The 17,690-nt window shown below is 32.6% G+C and carries 13 protein-coding genes; 7 read left to right on the top strand and 6 right to left on the bottom strand.

Features of this window, described 5'->3' with window-relative positions:
- The first annotated feature begins 100 nt into the window (after window positions 1-100).
- The 4 genes from ACYIAQ_RS06115 to ACYIAQ_RS06100 all read left to right on the top strand — a co-directional run bounded on the left by ACYIAQ_RS06115 (window position 101) and on the right by ACYIAQ_RS06100 (window position 4,547).
- The gene (locus tag ACYIAQ_RS06115) at window positions 101-1,846 is read left to right on the top strand and encodes a 1-deoxy-D-xylulose-5-phosphate synthase (protein WP_483562913.1); all 1,746 of its coding nucleotides are present in this window, start codon (window positions 101-103) and stop codon (window positions 1,844-1,846) included.
- A gap of 27 nt (window positions 1,847-1,873) precedes the next feature.
- Window positions 1,874-2,740, top strand: coding sequence for an alpha/beta hydrolase (locus ACYIAQ_RS06110; RefSeq protein WP_483562912.1), 867 nt, complete (start codon window positions 1,874-1,876; stop codon window positions 2,738-2,740).
- A gap of 145 nt (window positions 2,741-2,885) precedes the next feature.
- Window positions 2,886-3,767, top strand: coding sequence for a LysR family transcriptional regulator (locus tag ACYIAQ_RS06105; RefSeq protein ID WP_122022470.1), 882 nt, complete (start codon window positions 2,886-2,888; stop codon window positions 3,765-3,767).
- 93 nt (window positions 3,768-3,860) lie between these two features.
- Window positions 3,861-4,547, top strand: a complete 687-nt coding sequence (locus ACYIAQ_RS06100; protein WP_483562910.1) for a carboxymuconolactone decarboxylase family protein — start codon at window positions 3,861-3,863, stop codon at window positions 4,545-4,547.
- A 247-nt stretch (window positions 4,548-4,794) separates the two neighbouring features.
- Here the strand turns inward: ACYIAQ_RS06100 and ACYIAQ_RS06095 are convergent, their stop codons facing one another.
- Complete coding sequence (locus ACYIAQ_RS06095) at window positions 4,795-6,138, bottom strand: MFS transporter (RefSeq protein ID WP_483562908.1); 1,344 nt, start codon at window positions 6,136-6,138, stop codon at window positions 4,795-4,797.
- Between the two features lie 1,177 nt (window positions 6,139-7,315).
- Here ACYIAQ_RS06095 and ACYIAQ_RS06090 point away from each other — a divergent pair.
- Entirely contained in the window at window positions 7,316-8,005 is a 690-nt protein-coding gene (locus ACYIAQ_RS06090) for a B3/B4 domain-containing protein (RefSeq protein ID WP_483562907.1), read from the top strand.
- Between the two features lie 735 nt (window positions 8,006-8,740).
- On the opposite strand, the gene ACYIAQ_RS06085 is transcribed toward ACYIAQ_RS06090, so the two are convergent.
- A complete protein-coding gene (locus ACYIAQ_RS06085) occupies window positions 8,741-9,643 on the bottom strand; it encodes an EamA family transporter (RefSeq protein ID WP_483562906.1) in 903 nt (300 codons plus the stop codon).
- A gap of 207 nt (window positions 9,644-9,850) precedes the next feature.
- Window positions 9,851-11,821 carry a PTS sugar transporter subunit IIABC gene (locus ACYIAQ_RS06080; RefSeq protein ID WP_483562905.1) on the bottom strand — a complete coding sequence of 657 codons (1,971 nt, stop codon included), beginning with the start codon at window positions 11,819-11,821 and terminating at the stop codon, window positions 9,851-9,853.
- Window positions 11,822-11,983: 162 nt separating this feature from the next.
- Here ACYIAQ_RS06080 and treR point away from each other — a divergent pair, with 162 nt between their 5' ends.
- Entirely contained in the window at window positions 11,984-12,715 is a 732-nt protein-coding gene (gene treR / locus ACYIAQ_RS06075; protein ID WP_483562921.1) for a trehalose operon repressor, read from the top strand.
- Window positions 12,712-14,367, top strand: a complete 1,656-nt coding sequence (gene treC, locus ACYIAQ_RS06070) for an alpha,alpha-phosphotrehalase (RefSeq protein WP_483562904.1) — start codon at window positions 12,712-12,714, stop codon at window positions 14,365-14,367. The genes treR and treC overlap by 4 nt, the downstream gene beginning before the upstream one ends.
- A gap of 162 nt (window positions 14,368-14,529) precedes the next feature.
- Here the strand turns inward: treC and ACYIAQ_RS06065 are convergent, their stop codons facing one another.
- The 3 genes from ACYIAQ_RS06065 to ACYIAQ_RS06055 all read right to left on the bottom strand — a co-directional run bounded on the left by ACYIAQ_RS06065 (window position 14,530) and on the right by ACYIAQ_RS06055 (window position 17,687).
- Window positions 14,530-15,234: a MurR/RpiR family transcriptional regulator gene (locus ACYIAQ_RS06065; RefSeq protein WP_122017548.1), complete on the bottom strand. Its 705-nt coding sequence runs from the start codon at window positions 15,232-15,234 to the stop codon at window positions 14,530-14,532.
- A gap of 44 nt (window positions 15,235-15,278) precedes the next feature.
- Window positions 15,279-16,577: a PTS sugar transporter subunit IIC gene (locus tag ACYIAQ_RS06060; RefSeq protein WP_483562903.1), complete on the bottom strand. Its 1,299-nt coding sequence runs from the start codon at window positions 16,575-16,577 to the stop codon at window positions 15,279-15,281.
- 153 nt (window positions 16,578-16,730) lie between these two features.
- Window positions 16,731-17,687 (bottom strand): NAD(P)-dependent oxidoreductase, encoded by a 957-nt coding sequence (locus ACYIAQ_RS06055; RefSeq protein ID WP_483562902.1) that lies wholly within the window; start codon window positions 17,685-17,687, stop codon window positions 16,731-16,733.
- Between the last annotated feature and the right edge of the window lie 3 nt (window positions 17,688-17,690).

Here is a 17,690-nt window from a genome sequence, read left to right as displayed (position 1 = left end):
AAACTAACATTACTAAAACTTATTAATGCTATCAAAATAAAGTATTTTATACTTTATACTATCAAACCTATAATAGTTATATTACTAGGAGGTATTAATCATGAATAATCATAATGATTACTTATTAAGAAAAATTTCTAGTCCGCAAGACTTAAAAAATTTAAGCATAAGTGAAATGGAACAATTAGCTGAAGAAATCCGAACACTAGTCTTAGAAAAAGATGCTGCAGAAGGCGGGCACCTGGGACCAGATTTAGGAATAGTAGAAGCAACTATTGCCTACCACTATGTTTTCAATGCACCCACAGATAAGATTGTTTGGGATGTTTCACATCAAACATATCCACATAAAATGTTAACCGGACGTGCTCAAGCATGGCTAGACCCAGAACACTATAAGGACGTTACTCCATACTCTAATCCAGATGAAAGTCCCTATGATTACTACTCAATTGGACATACATCCACATCCATTGCTTTAGCAACAGGTATGGCCAAAGCACGAGATCTCATGGGCGGTCATGAAAACATTATGGCTTTAATTGGTGATGGCTCAATGACAGGGGGTTTAGCCTTTGAAGGATTAAACAATGCTGCAATCGAAAGGCACAATTTAGTTATTGTGGTTAATGATAACCAGTGGTCGATTGATCAAAATGTAGGTGGGCTCGTCACCGCCCTAGCCAAGTTAAGAAATTCGAATGGTCAAGCTAAAGAAAATCCATTTACAGCAATGGGTTTTGATTACCGTTATGTTCAAAATGGTAATGATCTCTCAGATATGATTGCTGCCTTCAAGGCCGTAAAAGATGTCGATCATCCTATTCTTTTACATATTAATACAACAAAAGGCAAAGGATACGAACCCGCTCTTAAGGATGAGGAAGCTCACCACTGGGTTGTACCATTTGATTTAGCTACTGATCAACCAACTACACCTGTTTTAGACAAGCCGACTGCAAAAACAATAGCCCTTGACGTTCTTAAAGAAGAAATACAAATGGGGCAAAAAATCATGGCGATCAATGCAGCAATTCCAGGAGTGTTTAATCTTGATCAATTTAAACATGATTATCCTGATAATTACACCGACGTTGGTATAGCGGAGCAAGAATCTGTTGCTTTTGCAGCTGGTTTTGCCAAAGAAGGAGGAATTCCTGTATTATTTGAAAATTCGACTTTTTTACAACGAGCTTTTGATCAACTATCTCACGATGTCGCAGCAAATAATTTGCCAGTAGTAATGATGGTTGCTGGTGGTGGATTGTCGAGTGAATCAAAAACACATTTGGGTATATTTGATCAAGTAATGATTTCTAATCTACCTAATTGGATCTACTTTGCACCAACCTCTTTAGCAGAAGAACGTACAATGCTGCAATGGGCAATTAAACAAAGACAGCATCCCGTAGCTATTAAAATGCCCACACTTAGTGTTCCTACTGATAGTGTTACACAAATTGAAACAGATTATGACCAGATTCAATATCAAATTCAACCAGGTAAAAATATAGCAATCCTAGCCTTAGGTGATTTTTATTCTTTAGGTGAAAATCTTGCTCAAAAATTGGATGCCACTCTTGTCAATCCGATTTCAGCTAATATCCTTGACAAGCAATCCCTAGATAAATTAGCACAAGATCACCAAGTTATTATTACTCTTGAAAATAACATACTTGATGGTGGTTTTGGTCAAAAAGTCACTTCCTACCTAGGTAAGCAAAATATTAAGGTTTTGAATTATGGACAAAAACGGATTTATACTGACCAAACACCACTTGCTCAAATCTACCGAGATAATCATTTAACTGTTGAACAAATTACTGATGACCTAAAGGCACTTTAACTTATCAGCTATTATAGAGAAACAAACATGAAGAAAAGCAAAACAACTTTTATTAGTCTTGCTTTAATAATTATTCTTATTTTTTCCGGATTTCTTTTTTACAATTTCCTCCAAGAAAAAGACGCTAGCAGTCAAATTGCAACACCTACCATCTTTTTCCATGGTTGGAGAAGTAGTTATCATGCCGAAGAAAATATGGTCAGATATGCGCAGAAACATGGATGGACTAATTCAATTATTAGAGCAGATGTCAGTCCCAACGGACACGTTACCTTGATTGGTACTATTAAAAAAAGTGCTAAAAATCCAATCGTTGAAGCCAACTTACTTAACAACCGAAGTGTAAGCTCAGAGACAACTAATCAAGAAATTGCCTTAAGCAAAAGCAGCAGTTATGTTAAAGATGTTATCGTTGCCTTACAAAAAAAATATCATTTCAAAAAAATCAACTTAGTAGGACATTCAATGGGAAATTTACAAATCGCTTACTACCTTCGAAATAATGCTGCCAATTCTAAACTTCCCGTATTAAACAAACAGGTATCCATTGCTGGGCACTATAATGGCTATATTGGTGAAAGCGGAGCTCCTACACACACCCAATTAAATCATAATGGTTCACCCAAAGTAATGGATACTGGTTACCGTGGTCTTTTAAGCCTACGACACAAATTTCCTAAAAATGCCCGAGTATTAAATATTTATGGTAATACCGGACATGGTAGTGATGGCTCGGTTGAAGTTAACTCAGCACGTTCATATCGTTATTTAGTTAGCCCACGGGTACGATCATACCAAGAAAAAGAAATTGTCGGTTCACAAGCTCAACACAGTAAACTACACGAAAATAATCTAGTTAATCAACTCTTAGTTAATTTCCTATGGTCAAAGTAAACAAAATTATTCCATCCAGCTATGGAATAAATAGCCTGTCATCACGATTTGATTACAGGTTATTTTTGTAATTATACTTATTTGTTATTATTTAATAAATATGATAACTAAATTATTTATAATTAGGAACGGAGTGAATATCAAGATGGAATTACGCGTTTTAAATTATTTTGTAGCGGTAGCCCAAGAGTCCAACATGACCCATGCAGCCAAAAAGCTACTAATCTCTCAGCCCGCTCTATCAAGGCAAATAGCTGAATTAGAACAAGAACTTGGCGTTAAATTATTTAATCGTAATAACCGGCGACTAACTTTAACCCCAGCTGGACAATACCTATTGGGACAAGCAAAGGAAATTCTGGCATTAACTGCCAAAACTAAAAGCAATTTAACCGCATCAGCTTTTATCGGTGGCGATCTAACAATTGCTGCCGGTGAAAGTTGGGGAATGCAGCGCATTATGAATATTATTGGCGGAATTATTACAGATTACCCTTCTGTCAAAATCAACCTGCTAAGCGGAGATTACAGCTATGCTGAATGCAAACTTAATAATGGTACTGCTGATTTTGCAATTATTATTGGTGATATTCCCCTAACTAACTATGCTTCTCTAACCTTACCTGAAAAAGATACCTGGGGCATTTTAATGGCTAATAATGATCCTTTAACTCAAAAAGCTGAGATTATGCCACAAGACCTGATTGGTCGTTCAATTCTAAACTCACAGCAATCCCAAAGTTTACAAATTTTTCAAAATTGGCTAGGTAATTATAATAATTGTGTCAATTTTATCGGTACCTATAATTTGATTTTTAACGGTACGCTGCTAGTTAAAAATCATGCAGCAATCATGTTTGCACTAGATAATTTGGTAAGTACAGATCCTAGTTCTGGCTTAACTTTTAGAAAACTATCACCTCAGCTGCACCAAAGGATCAAAATTGTTTGGAAGAGAGAAATCAATCTTTCACCTGTCGCAGAATTATTTTTAAAACGACTGAAGAAATCGATTTTTAATGTGTAAATTATATTCGACTGCATTTATTAACAATGAATAATAGAAATTGACTATAGTTAATAAATGACCTTAATTTTAAATATACAACGGAGTTTAAATATGACTAAAAATATTGAAGAACAATTTAATGAATTAATTACACCTTTTTATACTGATATAAATAATCATTGCAGCAAGCATTTAAATAACGATCGAATGCTAATTCCAATTATTGCCAGCATTACCCAAGGAGTAACTGTCTCACTAGCAGAACAAATTGAAACAGCATTAGCATCTAATATTGCGCCAGAAATTATCTTGGAACTGGTTTATCAACTAACTCCTATTATGGGTCAATTAAAGGTTGTACAGGCATTAAAAATAATCAAAAAAGTTTTTACCCAACACCAAATCAATCCTACTGAACCTCAAGCTAATTCAGATTCAAACTTTGGTGCTAAAACTCAAGCGCAAATTTATGGTACTGAAATTAAGACTCTACTTAAAGATTTGCCAGATGAAGCCGGTAATTTTATACCTCAAGCTTTAACCAATCACTTTTTCAATGATTTTTATAATCGAGGTGTCTTGTCGGTTCGTGACCGTGAACGCTATGAATTATTGGCTCTAATTACATTAAATGTCGAGTTTCAAATTAAGGCTCATGCCCGTGGGAGCCTAAAGGCAGGCAATAGTGAAAGTGAATTGATATGGTCGGTTATTCAACTTTTACCAGACATTGGTTTTCCTTTTGTCATTAATAGCGTACAAATTATTCATCAAGCGGCTAAGGAACTAACAGCTTAATGATTGCCAAAAAAGCAATTTAATAAAATTTATAAAAGTGGGTTAATTTTTTTGCTATCACAAATATCCATTCCCATAGTGATATTGAAAAATTTGTACTCTGTGTTCAGATAGTCGCAGCAACGAAATCTTTGATACACTTTTTCGTGTCGTATATTCCTCAAGAAACAAAACTTTACAAGTTGATTTATTTAACCAAGACAAAAAAGTTCATATTATCTATGAACTTTTTTGTTATATATTTTGACTATTTAATTGTTTCTTGACGCATCTTAGTTTCTTTAATTGCAGTATAGAGAAGAAAAATAATTGCTATGATTGAAGCACCATACAACACTGTATTGCTGGCAATCCATCCAAATTTAGTAACTAGAGCACCAATTAATGCCGTAGCCAGTGTTTCACCAAAAATATACTGAAAGAAACCCATAAATCCGGTTGATGCACCAACAGCAAACTTAGGCACGACCTCATTAATCATTAGGCCAACTAAGGTTAATGGCGCATAAATTAAATTGCCCATCAATATTAATGCAATAATAATCATTGTGTGATTCATACTAAAGAAATATACTGTAAGACAAATCAGTGTACCAATCACGCAGGCGATGGAAACTAATGCTCGTCTGCCCTTTAACACATCAGAAATGGCACCAATAATGATTACTCCTGGTACAGAAGCTAATTCGAAAATACCGATAATCCACTTGGCTGAGGCAGGATCAAAACCTTTATTCTGAACCAAATAAGACGGAATCCAACTTTGAATCCCATAACGTACCAAATAAAGTGACATAGAGGTTAACGTCACTGCCCATACCAGTTTGTTTTTTAAAATATATTTTACAAAAATCTGACTAACACTTAAATTGGTTTGATCAGTTGTCAGAACTTGACCATTATCTAAAATAACTTTATCACCTGTATAGGTCGCAATATCAGGTAAGCCAACAACTTTAGGTCTATCAGCCCCCAAAACTAAAACCAAAATACAGATAACAAATGAAATTGCAGATGCAGTATAAAAAACAGCTGAAATTGAACCAGAAAAAAGAAAGACTGCTAACTGTACAATTGCAACACAGATAAATGATCCAGCATTGTGTGCAGAGGACCAAATCGAATACATTGTGCCACGCATGCGTGGTCCCCACCAAAGCTGAATCATTTTTTGACAGGCTGCTGCACCCATTCCTTGAGTAACAGCCATTAAAAACATTAAAAACATCATTAAGTACAAATTCTGTGTTGATCCTAAAAAGATATTCAAAATAGCGGATAATAACAACCCAACCATTAAATAACGGTTAGCATCACATTTATCCGCAAAAACCCCCATAAACAGTTTGGCTACACCGTAACCAATACCAAAACATGAAAGAATCAAACCAATATTCGCAGCCGTAAAATGATACTCTTTCATAATATCATTTTGTTCAGTTGTGAATACCAAGCGAATAATGTAATACCCAATATAGCCGATACACGTCGCAAGTAAAACTCCAAATTGACGCCATTTATATGTACTTGCAATTTTAGCTTGTGGCACCTTTTTTGTAGAATCTGGCTGCTTTAATATCCAATTCAACAATGAAGTCACTCCCTTTCATTATTAATGATAGCACTTTCTTTTTGAGCCGGAATGATTTTATTTAACATTAATAGCGATAATACTTATAAAAGCAATCACTAGTTTGATTTGCTAGTGGTTGGTAAAATCTGTTTCACTTTATCGTTAATTGTAAACAAATTAATATAATATAAAATAGCATAAATTTAAAATATAACCAGAGCTATTATACAGGCTAGAGAAAACAAAAAAGAATAATTATGCTATTAGTCGAATAATGAACTATTATTCTCAGAAAATAAAAGCAACTTTATTTATTAAGTCAAAAAACCAAAAATTCTGTAATGTTCATCAATTAAAACATACTAGTACAATTCGAGATGTAATAAGAAAAACTTATTTATTTCCGATTTTCGGTCTAAATAATTATTTCACCTTTTAGCTACCTGTATTTAATATGTCACCACAAAATATAAATCCCTTAACTAATGTGTATTTTAGAAAATGTAATTAATCGACCATAGCAAATTATAAAATCAACTTGCTAAAACTAATATTAATAATTTAATTTTGCATGATTTATATCGGTATAAGTACATTAGTAATCAATAATAAATACAGTTTTATCACTAGCAAATATATTAGCCTTGACTTGCTTTGATTTTAATGCATAACATTATAAATATTTCCCAGGAAATCATTTTATAATAGATACTATTTATAACTTCTAATTAAAAAACAAAATCATTATCTTGTAATAACAATTTTTGTTTTATGGTATAAAATTAATTATAATAAGTAATTAATATATAAATTTTTATAAGTATTAAAAATATAATTAATTAGCTTAATTAATCCTTTGGTTGGCAATAGTTATATCACTGATTGAACAATTAAAGTGATTATTATTAAAAGTAAATATATCAACATTGTGTTATTTATATAAATATAATATATACAAATATTTAACGGCATAATATATAGTTGCCAAAGACCTCAGATTTATTAAGATTCACAAAGATAAATTTTAAACCAATATTACTTAATAAGTTTATACTAAAACATTTTGTTAATAAATTTAAATATAAATATTACATTATTATAAAAAGTATGTTTTTTTATATTTTTTATAGTATAATTTTAGAAAATTAAGTATTTTAATCATTGGTATTTAAATTTCTTATTAGGAGATATAAAGATGTCTACGCTTATTGTCGATAATAGTTTTTGGAATGTTTTCCCTGATGCACAAATTTTTTCCTTAGTAGTTAAAGGGATTAATAATCGAGCATCTTTCAACTTAAAATCAGATGAATACATGTTGCATGAAGCTGAAGAAAAAGCCAAATCTTTTTTAAACGAACCTGAGTTTAAAGATAATCAAGTTATTAGTGAATGGCGCAATGTTTTCAGTCAATTCAAAAAGAAAAAGGGTGCACGCTCTTCAATTGAAGCCTTACTTAAGCGAGTCGAGCAAAACAAAACATTTACACCCATTAATCCTCTTGTCGACATATATAATAGTATTTCATTAGAATATGGTGTTCCGTGTGGTGGTGAAGATTTAGATGCAATCGCTGGAACAATGCATTTAGGCTTAGCGAAAGGAAATGAAAATTTCTGTCCATTAGGTACAGAAAAAAATGAACCACCACGTGAAGAAGAAATTATTTATTATGATGATCAGGGAGCAGTTTGTCGGTCCCTTAATTGGCGAGATGGCAAGCGAACAATGCTAACTGAAGAAACAATTAATGCCATTTTAATAATAGAAGGAGTTACTCATCAGCAAAAAATTAGCGCTCAATTGGCAATAAAAGCATTACAGGCTAAAATATATAACAAATTAGGTATAAAAGGAAAAGTAGAAACATTTTCAAAAAATTAAATATGATTATATATCTACCAAACTTTTTTACTACATATTAGTTTTCATGCTACTGCTTCATAATAATTTAAAAACAAGCGAGTATAAAAGCAACAATAATAACTATATATTTAAGCTATTAAAAAATTGCTAATATAATCAATATTTTTATTTTTAACTTTTGTAAAAAAATAAAGACCTGATCTTAATATCATAGCGATATATAATTATCATTTTATGCTTAATATATTTATTAAATTTGTCAAAAATAAGTTTTGTGTATATTTGAAAGATGTTTGTATTGCATTTACCAGATTAAGTAAAATGTAGAATACAACTTGACTGTTAAATTGTTTGTTATATATTTTAACCTTAATTTATCTCACTATACCTGTATTTCTCAAATACTACCAAAGAAACATAAATGTATAAATATCAATAGTATAAAAAACAAATAATAACTACATACAATTCAACAGCACAAATGTTCATGAAACTATATTATTTGTGCTGTTTTTAGAATTAGTGTGTTATTACAAATCTCAACTAACGATCTCAACAATTACAATAATAAACACAAAAACATATCTACTTATTCATTTTTTCTTCTTAACTATTTTGAAAATTTGGCTAGCCAAATAATTTTTAACTCAAAGCAAATAGACTACTAATGCTAATTTATCGCTTAATATTGTCTATCTAGGTATAACTAGTTGTACTATTGATAAATCACTTCATCAAGTAACAATAAAATTATCATAAAAATTCTTTGGAAATTATGGCCAATGCCAAAATACTGATTATCACTAATATATCCGCTAATTTCATTTTTTCTTTTAAGAATAAATCTCCAAAAAACACGCTATATAAAGAGGTCATATTCAAAAAGACCCATGCAATACTTGAATTTATCGATGAAGTTGCAAGTGTATAGGTGGTTTGAGCCAATAGGGTTAAAATTGCACGAACCGTATAAAGAATACAAACTTTTTTAGAAAGATTTTCAGTACTGATTTTAAAAGTTTTATTTTTAAACCAGAAAGTTATTAGTGAAATAAGACAACGTAGATAAATGGTCATAATTGTAAAAAAGACCAAATCAATTGGTTTTATCAAACCCTTAGTTAGTAATGGTGATATTGCCGCTTGTAAAATTAATAACGGTGCAATTACACTGAAAGTCTGACCAAGAACATGAAAATCCAGCTTACTCGAACGTTGTTCAAAAATAATATAAATAACAACAATCAGTGTTGAAATAATTGATACCAAGTAGGATGCCTTACTAAAATAGCCCATTGTTAAAAAAATTGCTAACGGAATAAACAAATCTGTTAGCTTACTTAAAATCACCGATTGCATAATAGATACTTTACGATAGACAAAACTATAACCATAAGCGACAATTTGGGCTAAGAATGCGTATATAAAAACTTTAAGCAAATAATTATTTGTAAATCGAGGACTCGAATAATGTTCTCTGATATAAAAAAGAAAAATGGTTACTAAAATAGAACTGCATAGATTATTAATAAAATTTACATCAACTGAACTTTGCTTGCGATAACCCATTTGATAGCGATCAATTACAGAAATGATACCACGAGAAAGAGACGAAATAGTGGCAAAGATAATTAACCAAAGATTGCTAAAGATCATAAAAAATAGCTCCTTTTTTAAATTGCAGTCAAATGCTTGTGTTATCGTCAAAATAATCGCTATTAAAGATATTTAAAGTAAGGTAAGTCCGTATGCTTATAACTATATCCAACTAAATTAAATTATACACCTTAATTTAGTTGGAATTTTTTCTGTTTTATCAAAAAAGCACCGGAACTGTCTACGTCCCGGTACTTTTTCCTTAAATTACAAATTATCTAAAGTTTTCTTTTGTGGTGCATTTTTAGGATTATCTGCATCATTTTCATGATATCCAAAGAAGTAAGTTAATGTAAAAGAAGCAATAATAGTTATAATTGACACAATCCAGAAATTCATTAAATTATTTGGATTACCTTGACCAGCCTTTGCTACAAAAGATGGAAATCCAATTAAGCTCCCTGTAAAACCATACATATCAACTTTCAACAATCCATTAACTAAACCGCCTATCGCTGCGCCAATACTTGAGGTTAAGAATACTCGCCCATATTTTAAGTTAACACCGTACATTGCAGGCTCAGTAATTCCTACTGCAGCTGAAATTGCGGCACTTAAAGATAATCCCTTTAAGTCAGGATTATGCTTAGTCTTAACCCAAACTGCTAATGCTCCAGCACCTTGGGCAATCATTGTTACTGATACTATCCCGTTCAATACACTGTGCCCATTAGCCGCAATATCATTAGCAATTAGTGGAATCACTGCCCAATGTAATCCAAAAATAACCAAAACTTGGTAAAAACCACCAATTATTAAACCGGAAAGCGCACTATTAACTGTTAAAAGCCATTGTAAGATTGTAGCAATTCCTTCAGAAATAAATGAAATCACGGGACCTACAATGATTAAAACCGTCATCCCAACTAAGAAAATTTCTACTAATGGTGTAAAAATTTGTCTCAAAGTTATTGGCATCCACTTCTTAATCCACGGTTCAATTTTAGCCGCCATCCAAGCAGCAAAAATCATGGGAAAGATTGAATATGTATATTGTGGAATATGAATTGGAATGCCAAAGAAGTTAGCATTAATTCCTACGCCAGCAAGATAGTATGTGAATTTACCACTAGCAAAGATTTTAACTAAATCAGGATAGATTAAGAAGCCGCCAATTAAAGAAACTATGACTGGATTAGATCCTAATTTCTGTGCAGCTGTGAATCCAACGATTATTGGTAAGAAGTAAAAGGCAGCATCTCCCATTGCATTGATAATAGTATATGTCGGAGAAGTTGTTGACATGTGGTAAAAGTTAGTCAGAATATTCAGAACTCCTTTCAACATACCACTAGCTGCTAATAACCCAATTACTGGCATCATTGATCCAGTAATAACACTAATTAATTGAAAGAAACCATTTTTAATTTTTCCTCCTACAGTTTTCGGTACAGGTGACTTTTCTACTGATTCTTGTGTTTGCTGTGAATAATTTGGTCCAAGCAACTTAATTAGTGCATCGTAAACATCATCGACAGTTTGTCCAATGACAACCTGATATTGATTGTTTGCTCGTGCAACATCGATTACTCCCTTTATCGCATTAACCTGCTTATCATTAGGAATACCATCATCTTTTAATGTAAATCGCAGTCTAGTAAAGCAGTGAATAACACTCTTTACATTTTCCATACCACCAACTGCAGTTAATATTTCTCGAGCAGTTGTTTGATATTGTGATTCTTTAGTTTGAATCACCGCCTCTTTTGAAGATTGCTTTAAACTGATAGTTGCCGCTACTTCTCCTGCTTTAATCATACCTAAATTCAAATCAATTTTATCTAGGACTTGAGCAGTATTTGTAATAGCAACAATAATAGTATCTTGCTTATGTGCAGCATTAATAGCTTCTAAATCCATTGTCCCTAGATGTTCACCTACATGAACATTATCGCCTGCCTTAACATTTAAGGTAAAAGGCCTACCCTTAAGTTCTACAGTATCGATACCTAAATGAATCAGGATTTCAACTCCCTCTTGAGTTTTTAAGCCAATTGCATGTTTAGTTTCAGCAATCATCACTACTTGTCCTGAAATCGGGGATATAATTTCCCCAGAACTAGGTGCTAAACCAAAACCTTCACCTAACGTTTTCTGCGAAAAAACTGGATCATTAACTTCACTGAGATTAATTACCCTCCCAGTAGTAGGTGCTACTAACTTAATCTTATTATCCATATTAGGCCTCCATGATATCGCTTTCTAAAATAGATTATATGACTTGTATAGACAAGTGTCAATGAATTGTTTATTATTAAATTGTAAATACTTTAATTAATTGTTAAAGTCAAAATTTTACCATAAATGATATTATTAAAATAAAAAGGTGGTATATATGTGATGGTAGCAAAATATTTAAAAATTTCCGCTGATTTGACAGAGCAAATTCAGCAAAAAAAATATCATGTAGGGGATTTTTTACCAAGTGAACCGATTTTAGCAAAAAAATATTGTGTTTCACGTGAAACGATTAGACGAGCATTAGACGAACTAATGTCTGCTGGATTAATTCAAAAATTACAAGGTAAGGGATCTGTTGTACTTGACGTAACACGCATCGCTTTTCCAATTTCTAATATTGCTACCTTTAATGAATTAAATGTCCAAGAGCAGATGCATGCAACAACTAAAGTTTTATCATTAATGGATGCAGATTTACCTTTAAATATTAGTAATAAATTATCGTTAACTTCTACTTCATCTACTTATGTCAAACGTTTACGGTTCAGCAAACATGAACCTATCGTAGTTGATGAAGATTACATTTTAAAACAATATGTCCCCAGTATTTCTATAAATCAAGCCCAAGGTTCTCTTTACTCTTATTTTGAGAAGGAACTAGGATTAAACATTGACTATGCCACAAAAGAAATTACCGTTGAAGCTGCAGATAATAAAATTGTTAACGAATTACAACTAAAAGATACTAATTTAGTTGTCGTTGTTCGTAGCCTAACTTATTTAAAAGACACATCCTTTTTTCAATACACGATTTCACGACATCGTCCAGATAAGTTTAAGTTTGTTGACTTTGCTCGTCGAAAAACAAAGCATGGAGGAATTGTTTTATGAATTTTGAAGATAAAGTTATTTATCAAATTTATCCTAGATCATTCTACGATAGTAATGGTGATGGAATTGGAGACTTGCCTGGAATTATTCAAAAGATACCTTATTTAAAACAACTTCATATTGATATGATTTGGTTTAATCCTTTTTTTGTTTCACCACAAAATGATAATGGATATGATATTGCCAATTACTACACAATTGACCCTCTTTTTGGTACCATGGCTGACTTTGAAGAATTAGTTAAAAAGCTAGCAGACAATAATATTGATGTGATGCTGGACATGGTTTTGAACCATTGTTCAACCGAACATGAATGGTTTAAAAAAGCTTTAGCGGGAGAGCAGCATTACCAGGACTTCTTTTATATTCGGAGCCCAAAAGCTGATGGTAGTTTGCCTAATAACTGGGTTTCAAAATTTGGTGGACCTGCTTGGGCTCCATTTGGTAAAACTGGCAAATATTACTTACATTTATATGACAAAACTCAAGCAGATTTAAATTGGCATAATCCCGCAGTCCGAAAAGAATTATTTAAAATTGTCAATTTTTGGCAAAATAAAGGCGTTAAAGGTTTTCGCTTTGACGTCATAAATGTAATTGGCAAAAGTGAAACTTTGCCCGATGCACCTGATAATGTTAACACCAAACTAATGTATACTGATCAACCAATTGTTCACCAATATTTACAGGAACTTAATCAAGCAACTTTTGGTCAAAATCCTAACATAATTACTGTTGGGGAAATGTCATCAACTAATGTAGCGAACTCGGTTGAATATACAAATAAAAATCGACATGAGTTATCAATGGTTTTCACATTTCATCATTTAAAAGTTGATTACAAAAATGGACAAAAATGGACAAAAGTTCCATTTGACTTTCTCAAACTAAAAAAATCACTAAATGAATGGCAATTAGGAATGAGCTCTGGCGGTGGATGGAATGCATTATTCTGGAATAATCATGATCAGCCATGGGCACTTAGTCGTTTTGGTGACCCCGTACATTTTCGTGAAAAATCTGCCGAAATGCTCGCGACAGTGATACATCTACTACGTGGAACGCCATACATTTATCAGGGCGAAGAACTTGGTATGATCAATCCTAACTATCAAACGATTGATGACTATGTCGATATTGAAACTAAAAATGCATATCAAGAATTACTTCATCAAGGACTGAGTTCACATGATGCACTCACAATAATTCAAGCTAAATCACGTGATAATAGTCGTTCCCCCATGCACTGGGATAATTCACATAATGCCGGCTTTACTACAGGAACTCCTTGGCTAAAACCTAAAAACCAAGATAAAATTAATGTTACGGATGAATTGAATCACGGTGAAATTTTTTCTTATTATCAAAAGTTGATTCACTTACGAAAAGAATATCCAATCATTGCATACGGAAATTATCAACCGATTGACCTAAATCATCCTCAAATTTATGCTTATTATCGAACATATAAAAGTCAAATATTAATAGTAATCAATAATTTTTATGGTAATGAATTATCATACCAGTTACCTAATTCTTATCAAAATCAGCAAGCAAAAGTTTTGATTAGTAATTATGACCGAAAATTAACTCAAATACCTGATCATTTAAATTTAAAACCATACGAAGCAATTGCATTATTGATAAAATAAAAAAGTTGAGATCAAAAAATGATATGCTCTCCCAAAAATTTATTTAAATTGGGGAACATATCATTTTTTCTTTTACAACTCACATGTATTTTGTAAATTCAGCAATTAGCTTTACATAAATTAACCACTTTATTGTATTTTTTCCTGCTGGTTCATAATAATTTATAAAGCTCGTGATAATCTTTCAAGTAAATATACAACAGGAACCTGCGTAGTTAAATTAATCGTTTGTCCAATAATCTTGTACTCCAAATGATAAGCAAAATTTAAATCAGACAAATGAGCGATTGTATTGTCCTCTTCATTAGTAATACTGACAATCCTAGCACCTAACTTACTAAAACTTTTTACTTGGTCGATCGTTGGCTGACCTTCACCACTTACTGATAAAACTATAACCGTTTTATTTCGATAGGAGTCTCGGCTTAAATTGACGGGATAAAAAGGATCATCAATCGCAAAAGCACTGCGTCCATTATTAACAAATTGGCGCGCGCCATAATCACATAAATCGCCCGATGTACCAATGCCAAAGAAAATAAACTCAGCTGTCTTCTTGGCAATTTTTTTAAAACAATCTATTTTTTGATCATAATCTGGTAAAACATCTTGAGAAAAATAATATTGCGCCTGGTAAGTAATATCATCAACTACTTTATTTCTTTTCAATTCAGATGCAATTGCACTTTGTAAGTCATAATAATGCTTATATCCCAGTGCAGTTAGGGTACGCACAATTGATGCAGGCGATACTTGCAAAGTATGCGCCAATTGTCGTAAAGTTGATTCCATTACTTCTTTCTTATTCGCTACAATATAATTATAAATTCGTAATTGTGTTGAAGTTAGCTTATATTTTTTCCGCAATAGTTATTTCCTGATTTAGTTCTTATAATTAGTTAGTTGACCCTTTAACTTTTTTCTGCTTGCAGTTCAGCCTTTAATTTAGTTCGATCCATACTTCTGAAAAAGAAATAGTAAATAATTGTGTCCATTACTAAATTAAATAATTGCATAATTCCACCAGAAATATGTCCTGTTGAAAGAATTCCTGATAAAATTGGCGGAGTTGTCCAAGGCGGATAAATCCCAATAGTTTTAGCTACCCAACCCATTTTCATAGCTGTATAGGTTGTAATAATATTTGCCATCGGCGCCAAAATAAACGGAATTATAATCTGATAATTCAAAACGATTGGTACACCAAAAACAACTGGTTCATTAATATTAAAAATTGCAGGTCCAATTGAGAGCTTACCTATTGCTTTTAATTCCTTATCCTTGGCAAAGAAAGCCATTAAAATAACAAATCCCAATGTCGCACCACAACCACCAATTCTGACAAAGTTGTCAAAGAAAGTTTTGGTAATGATATTTGGAATAGCTTCATGGGCCTTAAAAGCCGCTGCATTAGCGGCTAATGCAGAATACATCATTGGATCAATTACACCAGAAATTGCATTGGCACCATGAATACCAAAAAACCACAGCACACATACAATCAATTCAATGATAATTGCTCCACCCAAAGAATTTGTTACTTTACTCATCGGATCTTGTAAGAAGAATGTAATCACGTTAGGAATGCTCTTCATTGGTGTAGCTTCAACACCAATTCGAATTAACCAAACTACAAATAGTGAAATTGCTCCAGGGAATAAAGCTGCGAAGGAACTACTTACTGCAGGTGGAACTGTATCTGGCATTTTGAAGATTAGATTTTTATGCATTAACCAAACATATAAATCGGTTACAAACAGCCCAACTAATAAAGCAGTGAACAAACCAGACGAATCAAATTGTTTCAGTGGAATCAATAAGCCCCCGTCTTTACCAACCTGCATGGGAATAGTCAGAATGAAAGCTGCTATTGCCACAATCATTGCTGAAAAAGGATCAATTCCTTGATAACTTTTAGCCAAATTATAAGAAATACCGGCAACAGCAACCAAACCCATAATATGGAATGAAGCATTCGTCACATATTGCACTACATTAGCCCAGTTAGGACCAAAAATATGTGCCATAAAATCTAAATACCCTTGGGCCGGAAATTGTCCAATAATCATAAATATCGAACCAATAATAATCATTGGCACCGCTGCAGTCATTCCATCACGCAAGGCAACCATATGCCTAGCGCTGGAAATTCTATTAAATAGCGGAATTATTTTTTTGGTAAGAAAACTATTTTCTTTTTTCTCTGCCATTTTAATTACTCCTATATAGTTTATATCATATTAAAAGATATCGCTTACATTAAATTATGATATCACTATGTTTCATAAAGTCAATATTTTTTGGAAACAAGTTTCAATAAAATAACTACTTTTACTAATACCTAATCTATTTTTTAAACTATATTATTTATTAACCTGATTTAACGGTTTTTTATCACGTAAAAAAGAAATTAAATTTTGTGATGCTTCCTGTGCAATTGCTGTACGTGCTTGTAGAGTTCCTGTACCAGCATGGGGAGACAAAACCACATTATCTAATTCTCGCAAAGCTTGTGGCACCTTGGGTTCAGATTCATAAACATCTAGCCCAGCACCAGCAATATCACCATTTTTAAGAGCAGCAATCAAATCATCCTGCTTAATTAATTGTCCTCGTGCAGCATTAATAATATAAGCAGAATTTTTCATTTTATTAAAAACCTGTGCATTAAAAATACCAGTTGTTGCTTGAGTAGCTGGTGCATGCAAGGTAACTACATCTGCTATTTGAATCAAAGTTTCAAAATCTACATATTGAATATTTAAATTAGCCTCTGTTGCAGAATCTAATTGGTGCCGATTATTGTAAATAACCCTCATACCAAAAACTTGGGCAAATTTGGCTACCTCAGAGCCAATTCTTCCCATTCCATATACTCCTAAAATTCTTCCCTGTAAGCCCATGCCCATGTTTTCCTGTCTAGAAACATCAAGCCATTGTCCCAAGCGAATCGCATGATCGTAAAAATGAAGTCGGCGCACCGTCGCTAGCAAAAGGGCAAAGGTCATTTCGGCTGTTGGTACGCGCACACTTTGGGGACAGTTTGCTACTATAATTCTTTTTTGTTTAGCATATTCAAGATCAATATGGTCAAAACCCACTCCATTAGTAGTAATAATTTTGAGCTTGGTACCAGCATCAATTAGCTGTCGATCACCTTTCATTCCCATTAATAATAAGCCATCGTATTCAGATAAATGTGCTAAGACCCATTTACGTGTTTCTTTTTCAGGCTCATAAGTGACATCAAAATTCTGTTTCAGTTCAGATAACCCAGCTTCTGGAATAATACCCGTAACTAACACTTTTGCTTTATTCATTCT

The organism is Lactobacillus sp. X-49 (assembly GCF_057063645.1).
This window is presented reverse-complemented; position numbering and strand designations above follow the sequence as displayed.

What these genes read in the sequence shown, in the direction of transcription:
- ACYIAQ_RS06085 (WP_483562906.1), bottom strand. Translation starts at nt 9,643, where the DNA reads ATGATCTTTAGCAATCTTTGGTTAATTATCTTTGCCACTATTTCGTCT.
- ACYIAQ_RS06100 (WP_483562910.1), top strand. Translation starts at nt 3,861, where the DNA reads ATGACTAAAAATATTGAAGAACAATTTAATGAATTAATTACACCTTTT.
- ACYIAQ_RS06105 (WP_122022470.1), top strand. Translation starts at nt 2,886, where the DNA reads ATGGAATTACGCGTTTTAAATTATTTTGTAGCGGTAGCCCAAGAGTCC.
- treR (WP_483562921.1), top strand. Translation starts at nt 11,984, where the DNA reads ATGGTAGCAAAATATTTAAAAATTTCCGCTGATTTGACAGAGCAAATT.
- treC (WP_483562904.1), top strand. Translation starts at nt 12,712, where the DNA reads ATGAATTTTGAAGATAAAGTTATTTATCAAATTTATCCTAGATCATTC.
- ACYIAQ_RS06090 (WP_483562907.1), top strand. Translation starts at nt 7,316, where the DNA reads ATGTCTACGCTTATTGTCGATAATAGTTTTTGGAATGTTTTCCCTGAT.
- ACYIAQ_RS06115 (WP_483562913.1), top strand. Translation starts at nt 101, where the DNA reads ATGAATAATCATAATGATTACTTATTAAGAAAAATTTCTAGTCCGCAA.
- ACYIAQ_RS06110 (WP_483562912.1), top strand. Translation starts at nt 1,874, where the DNA reads ATGAAGAAAAGCAAAACAACTTTTATTAGTCTTGCTTTAATAATTATT.
- ACYIAQ_RS06060 (WP_483562903.1), bottom strand. Translation starts at nt 16,577, where the DNA reads ATGGCAGAGAAAAAAGAAAATAGTTTTCTTACCAAAAAAATAATTCCG.
- ACYIAQ_RS06055 (WP_483562902.1), bottom strand. Translation starts at nt 17,687, where the DNA reads ATGAATAAAGCAAAAGTGTTAGTTACGGGTATTATTCCAGAAGCTGGG.
- ACYIAQ_RS06080 (WP_483562905.1), bottom strand. Translation starts at nt 11,821, where the DNA reads ATGGATAATAAGATTAAGTTAGTAGCACCTACTACTGGGAGGGTAATT.